Below are 13,246 nucleotides of genomic sequence, written 5' to 3'. Positions count from 1 at the left end.
GCAACTACCCCTGGCTACAACTGTGTAGCCGGAGAAAGGATGACTCCACGCACATGGCAGTCAAACGCAAGAGAAAAGCGGCTGCGAAGAAGGCTGCGCCGAAGCGCAAAGCGACTCGCAAGAAGGCCTCCCGTAAGAAGGCCGCGGGCCGCAAGAAGACCACTCGCAAGAAGGCTACTCGCAAGAAGGCTTCGCGTAAGAAGACTTCCCGCAAGAAGGCCAGCCGCAAGAAGGCCGCTCGTAAGGCGTCCGCTCGCAAGACCACCCGCCGCAAATCGCGCCGGAAGAAAGCTGCACCCGCAGCCTAACTTCTCGGCTCTTTTTATGGCTATATGCGAGTCGCAACCGCGACTCGCTTTTTTTATGCGGGGGAACAGCTTCAGGCGTCGTTGACACGGAGCTCGTGTGCCATTGCACACGTCGCTCCTTGTCGCCTAGCCTGAAACCGCTCCCCGCATAAAAACCCTTAGCGCGCCTGCACGGCAGCGATGATGACTGCGGCGCTGCCCTCGAGCCCGACGGTCGCGCTGTCGATCGCGAGATCCACGACCGCGGGCGATCCGATCTCGACGTTGTACCAATCCCGCAGGTGCGCGCGGCGTGCGCGATCGATGCGGTCGATTTCGGCGGCGGCGGCTTTCCGGTCGAAACCGAGCTCGGCGATGACGCGCTCGATCCGCCAGTCACGCGGCGCGTAGATGAATACCCGCAACACGTCCGGCCGTCGTCCGAGAATCGCGCCGGCCCCGCGTCCGACGATGACGACGTTGCCGTGCGCGGCGAACTCCCGCACCGCCTCCTGCACCTCCCGCACGTACTCCTCGTCGAAGGTCTCACCAAAACTGGTCACCGCGACCTCGGGCGTCGCGAGTTCGAGGCTCGAGAGCAGCCGCGCCCCGAGTGACCGGCCCGTCTCGTCGGCAGCCTGCGCCTGCGCGTCCGAGATGTGCATCCGTTTCGCGACCACCACCGGGAGTTGGCGGTCGACGAACTCGTAGCCCAGCTCCGCCGCCACGCGCTGCGCGATGGCAACCGCTCCGCTTCCGTATTGGTTGGAGATCGTCAGGATCACGCCGAAGAACTACGCGATGCCGATCATCGAAACCCGCGACCTGCGCAAGGTCTTCCGCGCGGTCAAGCGCGTTCCCGGGCCGTTGGGAGCGCTGCGCACGCTCTTCTCGCGCGCCTACGACGAGCGCGTCGCGGTGGGCGGGGTGACGATGTCGCTCGAGCCGGGCGAGCTGGTCGGCTACATCGGACCGAACGGCGCCGGCAAGTCGACCACGATCAAGATGCTCACCGGGATCCTCGTACCGACCGCAGGCGAGGTGCGGGTCGCCGGGATCGTGCCGTATCAGTCGCGCCGGGCGAACGCGCGAAACATCGGCGTCGTCTTCGGCCAGCGCAGTCAGCTCTATTGGGACTTGCCGCTGATCGAGTCGTTCGAGCTGCTGCGCGCGATCTACAGTATTCCGCCCACGATCTATCGGCGCAATCTCGACGAATTCGTCCGGATTCTGCAGATGGATGAGTTTCTACGCACGCCCGTGCGTCAGCTCTCGCTGGGTCAACGTATGTGCGGCGATTTTGCGGCCGCACTTCTCCACGATCCCACGATCGTCTACCTCGACGAGCCGACGATCGGCTTGGACGTCGTTGCCAAAGAGGCGATCCGCGAGTTCATCGCTCGCATCAACGCCGAGCGCGGCACGACGATCATCCTCACCACGCACGACTTGGCCGACGTCGAACGCTTGTGCCGCCGGATCGTGCTGATCGATCGAGGCACCGTGATCTATGACGGCGACGTCGAACGGATCAAGGGCGAGTACGGCCGCTTCCGCACGCTGGTGGTGCGTTTCGATCGCGCGGTGTCCTCGCCGCAGCTGGCGGGCGCCGAGCTCGAAAGCAGCGACGGCCGGACGGCCCGCTTTCGTTTCGACCGAAATCTGGAACGGGCGGATCTGCTGATCCGTCAGGCGAGCGAGCGCTACAGCCTCGAGGACGTCTCGATCGAGGAACCAGACCTCGAATCGATCATTCGCCGCATCTACGTCGAAGGATACGATGCGCGCGCGGCGGAGAGCATACGATGATTCTCTCGAGCGGAACGAAAAAACCCAAGATCCATCCGAGCGCCTACATCGCGCCAAGCGCCACGATCAGCGGCGAGGTGACGGTCGGTCAGGGCTGTGCGATCTTGCACGGCGCCGTGATCGTGGCCGAAGGCGCGCCGTTGACGCTCGGCGCCGATTGCGTGGTGATGGAGAACGCTGTGATCAAAGCCAGCGGCGGAAGCGCGACCCGGTTTCCGGTGAAGATCGGCGATCGCTGCATCGTGGGACCGCACGCCTACGTCGTCGGCGCCACGATCGGAAGCGGCTGCTTCATCGCCAGCGGCAGCCGCGTCTTCAACGGCGCGGTGATGGAGGACGGCAGCGGCGTCGCGTTGGGCGGAATCGTCCACGTCAATGCGCGCCTGCTCAAGAACGCGAGCGTGCCGATGCAGCACATCGCTTACGGCAATCCGGCCAAGATCGTGCCGCCCGAGAAGGCGCCCGAGGCCGCGCGCGATCTGCAGTTCTACGAGAACGTCTTCAACATCGATTCGGGCGAGGGTGCCCGGGCCAAGGCCGCACAAGCGTACGCGCAGTTTCTGCGCAAAGCTCATGCGCAGGATGCCGTACTCGACGCACACGCGAACAAGGCGCCGGCGCGGCGCAGCGCGGGCGAGGAACCGCCGAAGCAGCAGACCACCGAGGTCGACACGGTCGTCGATGCGATGATGCTGGAACTCCAGGAGATGGAGATGAAACGCCAGGAGGCGCTCAAGAAAAAACCCAAACGGTGATGTTCTTTGGTTGGGCGTATTTGGTTTCGGGGACGTCCGCATTTTCACGTCCTTGTGAAAATGCTACTCTCTGAAATCGGTCTCTCGCCCTCCGGGCTTCGACCGATTCTCAGACGCCCCGGGAACCAAACACGCCCAACCAAATCACCGTTGAGGTTTTTTCTTTCGCTAGGGTTGGATTGGATTCGATGCGCGGATTGAATGTCGAGCCGTACGTGGAGTTCGCCAAGAAGGCGTTTGCGCGCGAGGCGACTTACCGGCTCGAGGTGCTGACCGAGGTCGGCTCGCTGATCTTGCGCGTGTACATCCTGCGCTCGCTCTGGACGGCGCTCTACGCGCAGAACGCGATGCCGCTGAATCTGCCGCTGCACAGCATGATCACGTACGCCACGATCGCACTGTTGATGTCACTGATTCTGGAAGTCGACGGCACGCGTCTGATTCGCGAGAAGCTCCGCGAGGGCACGATCGCCACCGACTTGATGAAGCCGATCAGCGTGCCGCTCTACTTCTTCGCCGACGGCGTCGGCCAGACGATCCTGCACGCGGTCCTGGTGATTCCGTCGCTGCTTTTCGCGCTGCTGCTGGTCCATATCGACGTGCCCGCTCCGGCCACGCTCGCTGTCTTTGCGCTTTCGTTCTTGCTGGGCTACGGCGTGAACTTCTTCATCAATTTCCTGATGAACTCGACCGCATTTTGGACGCTGGAAACGTTCGCAATCCAGTTGATCGTGCGCTGGGTCTCCGATCTGCTCTCGGGTCAGATCATCCCGTTGACGTTCTTCCCGGGCGTCTTCGGGCAAATCGTCTTCGCGCTGCCGTTCGCGGCCGTGTATTCGACGCCGCTCTTGATCTACGTGGGCGTGATTCCGCCCGCGCAATGGCCGCTCGCACTCGGCGTGCAAGTCGCCTGGCTCGTGCTCTTCAGCGTCGTCTCTGCGGCGGTGTGGAACGCGGCCGCCCGCCGCGTCGTCGTCCAGGGTGGGTAGTCTAGTCCAGGGCGGGGGCGTCCCAGAGGATGAGCTCGCCGTGGCCGCGTGCGCCCAGACGCGGAACGTCGAACAAGCGTACGGCATCGCCCTTTTGTAAGAGCTCGCCGTTGGCCTCGACCTTGCCGTCGGCCACGAAGAGAAAGCCGTAGCGGTGAGGGGCAAACTCGTACACGACGGTAGCGTCGTCCACGCGCGAGACCGCGAGCGTCGCATCCGCGGTTATCGCGATCGGCGCCTCCACGAGCGGGTCTCCGCTGACGACGCGCAGCCAGCGATTGTGACGCTCCGCGAGCGTAAAATCCATCTGGCCGTACACCGGCGCACCGCCGAGCGTTCCCGGCACGACCCACATTTGCACGAAATGCAGCGGGGCGTTCGGATCGGCGTTGTACTCGGAATGCCGCACGCCGTTTCCCGCGCTCATGAATTGCACGCCGCCCGGGCCGACGATGCCTTCATTCCCCATGCTGTCCTTGTGCGCGAGCTTTCCCTCGAGCACGTAGGTGACGATCTCCATGTCGCGGTGCGGATGTGTCGGAAAGCCTGCACCGCCGGCGACGGTGTCGTCGTTGAACACCCGCAGTGCGCCCCAATTCTGGTTGTCGGGATCGTAGTAGTCGGCAAAGCTGAATGAATGATACGTCTGCAGCCACCCGTGGTCGAAATACGCGCGCTCTTTCGAACGCTGGATCGTGAACGCCGGGGCGGTGAGGGTCTTCATAGTTCCAGCTTCAATCCGGTCGTTGCGCGAAAGGTTGCGCAGACGCCCTAGCAAGAGATGATATCCAAGGATACCCGCAACCCGTCCCGGCGGTCTCTAGCAGGCCGTCAAGATTGAGTTCGGCTTCTCTCGAAAGACTCACCGCCGAAAGACTCACCGCGCGCAAGCGTCCGCCCGCTCGACGCGGGGAGACGCCTGCGTCGCGGGTAAAGTCTGTCATCGATGCCCGGAGCCTATCTCCAGTACTGGCGAGTCAACTTCCTCACGATGCTGGAATACCGCGCGAACTTCATCATGTGGTTCGTGTTCACGATCGTCTATCACGGTGTCGCATTGGCGGCGCTGTACGTGACGATGCGGCAGTTCCCGTCGATGAACGGTTGGGATTTTCGCCAGATGTTCTTTCTCTACGCGCTGTGGATGACCGGTCACGAATTACACAACGCGCTGTTCTTCAACGTCGTCGCCGTCCCCGACTACGTGCGTGAGGGCCGGTTCGACCGATTCCTGGTACGCCCACTCGATACGCTCTTCCAAGTGCTAACCGTGCCCGCACAACTCTCGCCGGACGGCCTCGTTATTGCGATTGTCACGCTCGCCTTCGCGACCGCAACCGCGCACGTCCGCGTGGATTGGATCTTCGTGCTCTTTGTACCGCTGGTCGTCGTCGGCGGCTCGCTCATCGATTTGGGCATCTCGCTCGCGGTCGCGACGATCTCGTTCTGGTTCATCCGCGTCGACACGTTGCGCTGGGTCGTGATGTCGCTCGAACAGGACTTCACGCGCTATCCGATCAGCATCTACACACGCGGCGTGCAACTCGTACTCGCCTTCGTGCTGCCGTTCGCATTCATGAACTACTTCCCGGCGACGTACTTTTTGCAGAAAGCCGAGACCGGGCTGCACCTCAATCCGGCGGTGGGCCTGCTCACGCCCGCGATCGGAGTCGCGTGGGTCATGCTTGCCTACCTTTTCTGGCAAGCAGGGCTGCACCGATACCAGGGAACCGGATCGTGAAGCGCGCCCATTTCTTGCTCGCCGCCGGCGCGTTCGCCGCCTATCCGGCGGCCGCGAAGGCGTCCGCCTACGACCGCGTGGAGGCGATTGCGCGCGCCGTGCCCGGCATCGTGGGCGTGTACTGCCGCACGCTCGCCGCCGGCCCGCCGGTCCTGGCCTTCAATGAGAATGAGGTCTTTCCGGCCGCCTCGACGATCAAGATGCTGATCTTGGTGACTGCCTTCGTCGAGGAAGAACGCCATCCGGGGACGCTCCGGCACCGCATCACGACCCACAGCGCCGACGTGATCGGCGGGTCCGATTTCATGTCGGAACAGCCCGACGGGGCGAGGTTTACCGTGTACGAGCTGCTGGTGCCCATGATTACGGTCAGCGACAACACCGCGAGCAACTATCTCATCAGCTACTTCGGGATGCCGCGAATCAACGCGGTCGGCGCGCGGCTCGGGATGAGCCGCACCCGCCTGGCCCGGCACTTCCTGGATTTTGCGGCGATCGTGGAACACAACGACAACGTCACCACGCCGTCCGACATGGCGCGCCTGCTGTACGCCATTGCGCGCGGCTCGCGCGAAGAAATCCGGACGATCGTCTCACCCGAGCACTGCCGCGCGATGATCGACATCATGCTGCGACAGACCGACAACAATAAAATCCCGGTGGGTCTCCCTCCCGGCGTCCCGGTCGCGCATAAGACGGGAGCGCTCGACGGAAGCCGCAGCGACGTCGCGATCGTCGAACCGTTCGGGGACTCGCCGTACATCTTGACGGTCTACAGTAAATGGCTCGAAGACCTCGAGCCCGTTTATCCCGCCTTCCACGAGCTGGCGGCGCTGTCATACCGGTTGGTAGGCCGGACGGATCTTTAGACGAGGTTGCCGCGCGCGGTCCCTAGAAGGGGCTCGTCCGATGTTGCGCTGGGTCGCCTTTGCCCTCAGTGCCGTGCTGCTATCCGATTGTAGCGGCGGGGGTTCGAACGCGCTCCCGAAGACCGCCGGAACGCCGGCCAGGACGCTGGCCCAGGTGACAATCACGATGCACGTGCCGGGCGCCGCGAGCGCGCACACGGCGGGGTTGCGCCGAATCTTCACGGTTGCGCAGAACACCGCCGGCGCACAAGTCAACGTCTACACCGCCGGCAACGATACGGGCACGCCTCTGGCAACAACCGCCGCCAACATCGAAACCTCCGCCTCCGCCGGCTCGACCTGTGCTGCTTCCGACGCGTACGGAAATCGTACGTGCACGTTCAACATCGCGGCCCCGATCGGCGATGACGATTTCATCATCACGACCTGGGACCAACCACCGACCGGCAACGCGATCCCCGCCGGCGCGAATCAATTGGGTTGGGGTATCGATCCCGCGGTCGCGATCGCCGCGGGCACGACCTCATCCGTCAGCGCGACCCTCTCGGGCGTCCTTGCATCCGTGTCGCTCGATCTCACGCCGGCCGCGATTCATCAGATCATTCCGGCCACCGGAACGGTCGGCGTCTACGCGCTCGATGCCGACAACGACGTGATCGTGAGCAACGGGTTCGTCGATCCGAACGGCAATCCGATCACGCTGACCTTCGGCGTCGACAACAATCTGAACGGCGCGTTGTCATTCTCGCCGAGCAGTATCAGCGCGCCGAGCCCGACCGGCATGCAGTACGTGTACGCTCCAGGCAACGGCGTATTGAGCACGTCCGGAACCATCACGTGCAATATCTCCGTGAGCTCGTCGTACGCACCCGTCACGACGACCGGCGCGGCGCTGCAAGCGATCTACCCGTCATTCACATCGATTACCGACAGCAGTTTGAGCGTCAACAATCCGTATCACGGTGGGATCGTCTTCGATACCAACGGCGGCGTGTATTACACGACCCCGCTCAATTCCGGCGGCATCTCGTACTACAGCGGGAGCGGAAGCGTCAGCAATTACGCGGCGAGCGCCACCGCACCGATCCTCGGCAGCATCGTCAGCGCGGGCGGCACGTTCTACGCGATCGCCGGCAATCAGGAGCAGAGGTTCTCGGCTCCGCCCGCGAGCACCATCGGCTCCGGACCCAATTCGACCTTGGCACCGGTGCCGAACGGCGGGGCGATCGCGTATGCCGCGGGCAATTCCTCGATCTGGTACACGAGCGGCTCTTCGGTGGTGGACTACCCGCTGGCGTCCGGCTCGCCGAATGCGGTATTCCTCGGCGTGAACGCCGCGGCCGGCGTCGCCGTGGACGCCTCGTCGAACGTCTGGGTCGTCGATAACGTGAACGATCGTTTGATCGAGTATCCCGGCAATAACAACCCGTTACAAGCCGGCGGCGAGCCTTGGGACGTGCTCGCGAACGCCAACGGCGTCTACGTGACCGATCACGGACCGAACCCTGCGATCATTCAAGCGAATGCAAGCGGCATCGTGAATATCGTGCCGGTCCCCGACGGCGCGATACCCTGGTACATGATGCCCGATAATGCACAACCCGGTATCGTGTGGTTCGACTATTTGCTCTACGGCCAGATCGGCATCGGCCGCATGGATACGAACGTCTCCCCGGCCACGTTCGTGATGGCAACCGACGTCAACGGCCCGTTCGGATCGCAAGCCGGTGCGATCGGTGCAGCGTCAAACGGCCTCGTCTACATGGTATTCGACAACACTTCGACGCTGGTGCAGGTGCAGCGATGAGCGCGCGGCGCTTTGCTCCGCTTCTCGTACTGCTGCTCGCTGCGTGCGGCGGCGGCGGGGGCGGGAGCGTCACGCCGAGCGCGCCGGCAAGCCCATCGAATTCGAAGATGCAGATCGTTGCGATCTCACTGATCGTGCCGGCGAATAGCGGGACGGACATCGCGCGGCATCCAGCGTACATTTCGGCATCGGCCCTGGGTGCCGGCATCGTGGTCACGCAAGGCGCAACGACCGTGGACGCAACGCTCGATCTCTCGGCATCATCGAGCGCATGCTCCGGCAGCGGCAGCTCGCGAACCTGCACCACGACGGTGACCGTTCCGACCGGCAACGACGTCTTCACCGTTACCGTTTACAACGAAGCGCCGGCGAACAATGCGATCCCGAGCGGCGCGGCGATTCTCGGCGTTGGAACCGCGAACGTCGACGTCATCGCCGGTTCGACCACCAGCGTGCCGGTGTTCGTCGGCGGTGAGATCGCGAACTTCGGAGCGAGGCTGCCCTCCGGGTCGCTGCCCGCCGACGGTGAGCCGCAGAGCGTGGGTCTGGTAATCGCGCCCACCGATTTCGGCGACAATCCGATCACTGCCGGTCAAAACGATCCGTACGCGAATCCGATCACCGTCGCGATCAGCGAAAGCGGCGGCAGCGGTCATGCGAGCGTCTCGCTCGACGGCGGCAGCCCGAGCAGCAGCGTGCTGGTAACCAAATCGACCGATTCCGTAACGGTCGACTACGACGGCGGCGGCGCGCCCGGGTACTCCTTCACGATCACGCTCAGCGCAAGCGGCGTGAGTTCGCAGTCCTCGACGCTCGCTCCGCTCATCGCTGACGTGAACGGAAACACCGTAACCTCGGTTTCGCTCAACGGAACCGGAGTCGGACCGCTACAGCTCGGGTTCGGTGAAGCCGGCAGCACGCGAACCTACACGGCAAGTCTTGCCGGCTGTACAAACATCGCGACGATCGGCTCGATCAGCGGCAGCGGTGCATCGGCAACACTGCCGGTGAGCGGCGGCAGCATATCGAGCGCAAGCGGATGCACCCTAACGATCACCGATTCAGGCAACGTCGCGCTCGCGCTTCCCGTAACGAACACGCCGGTCGGCGCGAGTGTGAGCATCAACGGCACGACGATCACCGAATACACGGGCTACTCGCACCCTTTCAGCATCGCCAAGGGACCCGACGGCAACATCTGGTTTACCGACCAGCCGTCGAACGTCTACGCCATCAATCCGTCGAACGCATCGTTGGCATATACCTATCAGGTGAGCAGCGGCGACCTCTTCGATATCACGGCCGGCTCCGACGGCGCGCTCTGGGTTACCGATCAAGCTAACGGCGGCGTCGATCGCGTTACGACGACCGGGATCATCGCACGCTATCCGTTCACCGGAACGCCGCAGGGTATCGCGCCCGGACCGAACGGTCTGATGCTGGTCGCCGACAACACCAGCGGCGGCGTCTGGACGCTCGATACCGGCGGTCAGTTCACGATCTTGCCGTTCTCCCCGTCGGGAACGCCTTCGGAGGTAACATGGGTCCCCGGTGGCACGCTCGGCGACGCATGGTTCGCCGAAACCGGTTACGTCGGCGACTTCAGCCTCACGAACAACACGCTCACGACGCAGATCTCGGTGCCGGACGGCGATAATGCCAACTACATCGCGTACGGCACGGACGGCAACGTGTGGGTAACGGCGTCGGGCGGAACCGCGCCGCTCGTGCTCGTGATCGATCCGTCGACGGATGCGCTCACACAGATCGCACTGCCGGCAGGGTCCGTACCCGAGGGCATCGCCGCGGGCGTCGACGGCGCGATGTGGTTCCTTGATGCGGGCAAGAACGCGCTCGGCGAGATCTCGCTCACCACGCACGCTGTAACGGAGTTCCCGTTACCGACGAGCGGTGCGGGGCCGCAGGAAATAACGGTAGGACCCGATGGCAGCTTGTGGTTTACGGAGTACAACGTAGGAAAAATCGGGCACGCGATTCCGTGATTACTGCGATTCCACCGTCACCTTCTTCATCACGTCGCCGCGTTTGATCGCATCGAGCGTTTCGAAGCCCTCGGTCATCTGCCCGAACACGGTGTAATTGTTGTCGAGAAAGCGTGCGTCGGTAAGGCAAACATAGAATTGCGAGCCGGCCGAGTCGGGACTGGACGAGCGGGCCATCGCTACGGTGCCGCGCAGATGCGGACGCGTATTGAACTCGGCTTTCAAGCGGTAACCAGGACCGCCGGTACCGTCGCCGTCGGGGTCACCGCCTTGGATCACAAATCCGGGCTCGACTCGATGGAAAACCAGACCGTTGTAGAACCCGGCCTCGGCCAATTTCATAAAGGCGGCTGTGTGGTTCGGCGCGTCATCGGGAAAGAAGGTGAACACGATATCGCCCTTCTCCGTCGTGATACGTATGCGCGAGCTACGTGCGCGCTCGCAGTAAGTCTCTACTTCAGCGGGGGTAGGAGCAGCAATCGACATGCCGCTCACTTGCACTACACCCGTTTCGCGCCCTTCGCTTTTACGGTAAGAATTCTGCGAATGCCCGAGAGACCCAGCCTGCACGTCCGGATTCCGCCCGATGCGCGCCACGCACGGACCGTCCGCGACGCGCTAGCAACCTTCTCCTCGCTCCACGGAGTCACCAAAGCCGACATGGAGGCGACGATCTTTGCCGTCGGCGAAGCCCTGGCGAACGCCATCGAACATGGTGGAAGCTCGACCGACATCGACGTGACGATCGAGATCGACGCGCACCTCATTTCGGCCCGCATCGAGGACCATGGCCGCGGTTTTCCGGATGCGCCGGTTGGCCGCGCGCCGCTGCCCGAAGCACTTACCGAGCACGGCCGCGGAATCCCGATCATGCAGCGGTGCATGGACTCGTGCGACGTCGAGAGCATGCCCGGGCGCGGAACGACGGTCACCCTCAGCCGTTTCCGCCGCAGCGGCATCGAGCTGCATCAAGAGTATCGGATCGGCTCGTAAAACTCAGAGAACGCCGTGCGGTGCGCGAACGGTAACTACTCGGTCCGCGGCGCGAGATCCGAGCCGAGCAACAGCGTTGCGTTGGTTCCGGGCCGCAGTCCGGTTGAGAAGACGTCCGCGAGCGCCTGCGCCGCCGCCGAGCTGCCGACCACGATGCTGGTCGATTTCGGTGGTTGATCGATCGCGGTCCGGACGTTCCAGCCGCCGCCGCGCAGCGCGCCGACGATCGTCTTGTCGAAGTCGGTGTCGCCCGTAGCGTTCGCTACGACGATCTGACCTTGCGGCGGGTCGGTCTTGGTAAAGAGCAGCTTACCGATCAGCTTCGCCCACCGGTCGTCGGCGAAGACGACCGACGCATCGCCGACCCAGCCCGCCTTGCTGGGAAGCGTGAACGCACGAACGTTGTCTTCGGGGACGTCGCGATAGATCTCCAGGAGCGCGAGAAGCTGGTCCTGGCTCAACGTCGTCTTCACGTCTTTGCGCGCGAACGCCAAGATGCGCGGCAGCTTCGCCCAATTTTGCGGCTGGCTGAGCTGGTTCAGCATCAGCTTGAGCACTTGCTGCTGACGCTTCATGCGGCCGTAATCGGACGAAGCGTCGTGACGGAAGCGCAAATAGCCCGCAACCTGACTACCCGTGAGATACTGCTCACCCTGTTTCAAGTGAATGTGCAGATCGCCGTAGTTGTCGTCGTAGTTCATCGTCTCGTCAACGTCGACGTTCAGGCCGCCCATCGCATCGACGATCTGTGCCGCGCCGTCGGGCTGCAGCGCCACGATCGCGTCGATCGGGACACCGCCGAGCAGCGCGCTCACCGCCCGCGCGCTCGCGTGCGGACCGCCGAACGCATAGGCGGCGTTGATCTTGTCGTGACCGTGCCCGGGAATCGGAACCCATGTGTCGCGCGGAATCGAGACGAGCGTCGCTGTCCGCCGGTCAACGTCGAGATGAGCCAAGATGATCGTATCGGTCGTCCCTTCGTCATCTTGATAGCCGAGCAGGAGCACGTTCAATTTGCTCGCTCCGAATGCTTTATGCGAAGCGGTGACCGCAACTTCATGGCGCACGCGATCGCCGAAGAGAAAGAAACCGGCCACAACGGCGGCGATACCGGTTATTGCTACGAGCGCGACGCGCTTCCAGCGAATGCTTGTCGACATTATTGAAGAAACTCCTTACGAGACGGTTCGCAAGCGTCCAAGACGGACGCGAGTCTTACGCGAACGCGAACGGAGGAGCGCGGTTGCCGATGCGGCAGCGGACCGGCGCGAGACGAGCGAACGCCGTGCGCTCGCGCCGCCGCAGCGCGATCGGCGCCTGTCCGTGCAAGGCGCGGATCGCCAGCGCGTGGAGATGACGAACGGCGCGCAGCGTGGTGTGCGCGCAAGCGCACGCGGTGCGCGCCAGCGCGTAGGCAACCAGGATGCTCATCGCGGCGTGCACCGTCAAGCTGAACCAGATCGGGCCGCCGAGCCAGATCGTGCCCCCCATGGTATGTCCGGAGACGACGAGCTGCTCGGTCGTCTCCATCGCGAAGAGCACGCCCATCTGCGCGAGGAAGATGAAGGGAAGCAGACGTGCGACGTTGGCGCGCAGCGCCTCGCCCGACGCACGCAAAAGCGCGCGGCGCACGCGCAGCACGAGATAACATCCGACCAAAACCGCGCCAGCGAGTAAAGCCGGGAGCACGTCGAGATTCGAATGGTCGGTGAAGCTGCCCGGCCCGAACCAGCCCGCGTTCGAGACCGTCTCGACGATCGGATCGGCGATCGCGGCGGCGATCACCGCCACCGCTAGGCCGAACCACAGCCGAATCGCCGAGTGCTTCATGGGGTCCTTGTACCCCGTTAGATTTCGTTGTAACTGCCTTGCAACGCATCCTACGCTGCAACCGGCTCCGCACCGGTATCCGGGAGTCTTGAGAGCGCCAACTGCGCTCGCCGGCGGATCTCCAGCGCCGCGTTGACGTCCGCATGGGTCGAAAACCCGCAGC

14 protein-coding genes are annotated in these 13,246 nt (G+C 63.6%); 9 read left to right on the top strand and 5 right to left on the bottom strand.

What is annotated here, in order from left to right; genetic code table 11:
* The first annotated feature begins 53 nt into the window (after positions 1 to 53).
* Complete coding sequence (locus VMF11_10860) at positions 54 to 308, top strand: hypothetical protein (protein ID HTU70805.1); 255 nt, start codon at positions 54 to 56, stop codon at positions 306 to 308.
* 158 nt (positions 309 to 466) lie between these two features.
* Here the strand turns inward: VMF11_10860 and VMF11_10855 are convergent, their stop codons facing one another.
* Complete coding sequence (locus tag VMF11_10855) at positions 467 to 1,072, bottom strand: cytidylate kinase-like family protein (GenBank protein ID HTU70804.1); 606 nt, start codon at positions 1,070 to 1,072, stop codon at positions 467 to 469.
* Between the two features lie 16 nt (positions 1,073 to 1,088).
* Here VMF11_10855 and VMF11_10850 point away from each other — a divergent pair, with 16 nt between their 5' ends.
* The 3 genes from VMF11_10850 to VMF11_10840 all read left to right on the top strand — a co-directional run bounded on the left by VMF11_10850 (position 1,089) and on the right by VMF11_10840 (position 3,840).
* Entirely contained in the window at positions 1,089 to 2,096 is a 1,008-nt protein-coding gene (locus VMF11_10850) for an ATP-binding cassette domain-containing protein (protein ID HTU70803.1), read from the top strand.
* Entirely contained in the window at positions 2,093 to 2,851 is a 759-nt protein-coding gene (locus tag VMF11_10845) for a gamma carbonic anhydrase family protein (protein HTU70802.1), read from the top strand. The genes VMF11_10850 and VMF11_10845 overlap by 4 nt, the downstream gene beginning before the upstream one ends.
* A 188-nt stretch (positions 2,852 to 3,039) precedes the next feature.
* On the top strand, positions 3,040 to 3,840 hold the full coding sequence (locus VMF11_10840) for an ABC-2 family transporter protein (protein HTU70801.1): 801 nt from the start codon (positions 3,040 to 3,042) through the stop codon (positions 3,838 to 3,840).
* A gap of 1 nt (position 3,841) precedes the next feature.
* Here VMF11_10840 and VMF11_10835 read toward each other — a convergent pair whose 3' ends face one another.
* Positions 3,842 to 4,564, bottom strand: coding sequence for a pirin family protein (locus tag VMF11_10835; GenBank protein HTU70800.1), 723 nt, complete (start codon positions 4,562 to 4,564; stop codon positions 3,842 to 3,844).
* A gap of 222 nt (positions 4,565 to 4,786) precedes the next feature.
* Here VMF11_10835 and VMF11_10830 point away from each other — a divergent pair, with 222 nt between their 5' ends.
* Genes VMF11_10830 through VMF11_10815 form a run of 4 tightly spaced genes read left to right on the top strand, consistent with a single transcriptional unit; the run spans position 4,787 to position 10,260 of the window.
* A complete protein-coding gene (locus VMF11_10830) occupies positions 4,787 to 5,581 on the top strand; it encodes an ABC-2 family transporter protein (protein ID HTU70799.1) in 795 nt (264 codons plus the stop codon).
* Positions 5,578 to 6,450, top strand: coding sequence for a serine hydrolase (locus VMF11_10825; protein HTU70798.1), 873 nt, complete (start codon positions 5,578 to 5,580; stop codon positions 6,448 to 6,450). Before VMF11_10830 ends, VMF11_10825 begins: the two co-directional genes overlap by 4 nt.
* A 40-nt stretch (positions 6,451 to 6,490) precedes the next feature.
* The gene (locus tag VMF11_10820) at positions 6,491 to 8,257 is read left to right on the top strand and encodes a hypothetical protein (GenBank protein ID HTU70797.1); all 1,767 of its coding nucleotides are present in this window, start codon (positions 6,491 to 6,493) and stop codon (positions 8,255 to 8,257) included.
* Positions 8,254 to 10,260 carry a hypothetical protein gene (locus VMF11_10815; protein HTU70796.1) on the top strand — a complete coding sequence of 669 codons (2,007 nt, stop codon included), beginning with the start codon at positions 8,254 to 8,256 and terminating at the stop codon, positions 10,258 to 10,260. The genes VMF11_10820 and VMF11_10815 overlap by 4 nt, the downstream gene beginning before the upstream one ends.
* Here the strand turns inward: VMF11_10815 and VMF11_10810 are convergent, their stop codons facing one another.
* Positions 10,261 to 10,746, bottom strand: a complete 486-nt coding sequence (locus VMF11_10810; protein ID HTU70795.1) for a peptidylprolyl isomerase — start codon at positions 10,744 to 10,746, stop codon at positions 10,261 to 10,263. It abuts the gene before it with no gap.
* Between the two features lie 60 nt (positions 10,747 to 10,806).
* On the opposite strand from VMF11_10810, the gene VMF11_10805 reads away from it, so the two are divergent.
* Positions 10,807 to 11,253 carry an ATP-binding protein gene (locus VMF11_10805; GenBank protein ID HTU70794.1) on the top strand — a complete coding sequence of 149 codons (447 nt, stop codon included), beginning with the start codon at positions 10,807 to 10,809 and terminating at the stop codon, positions 11,251 to 11,253.
* 35 nt (positions 11,254 to 11,288) lie between these two features.
* Here VMF11_10805 and VMF11_10800 read toward each other — a convergent pair whose 3' ends face one another.
* Positions 11,289 to 12,413: an LCP family protein gene (locus VMF11_10800; protein ID HTU70793.1), complete on the bottom strand. Its 1,125-nt coding sequence runs from the start codon at positions 12,411 to 12,413 to the stop codon at positions 11,289 to 11,291.
* Positions 12,414 to 12,468: 55 nt separating this feature from the next.
* Positions 12,469 to 13,083 (bottom strand): hypothetical protein, encoded by a 615-nt coding sequence (locus VMF11_10795; GenBank protein ID HTU70792.1) that lies wholly within the window; start codon positions 13,081 to 13,083, stop codon positions 12,469 to 12,471.
* Between the last annotated feature and the right edge of the window lie 163 nt (positions 13,084 to 13,246).

The sequence above is a fragment of the Candidatus Baltobacteraceae bacterium genome, from assembly GCA_035502855.1.
Classification (GTDB): Bacteria; Vulcanimicrobiota; Vulcanimicrobiia; order Vulcanimicrobiales; family Vulcanimicrobiaceae; genus Aquilonibacter.
Note: the sequence above shows the minus strand (reverse complement) of the source record. Positions and strands in the feature narration are given on the sequence as shown.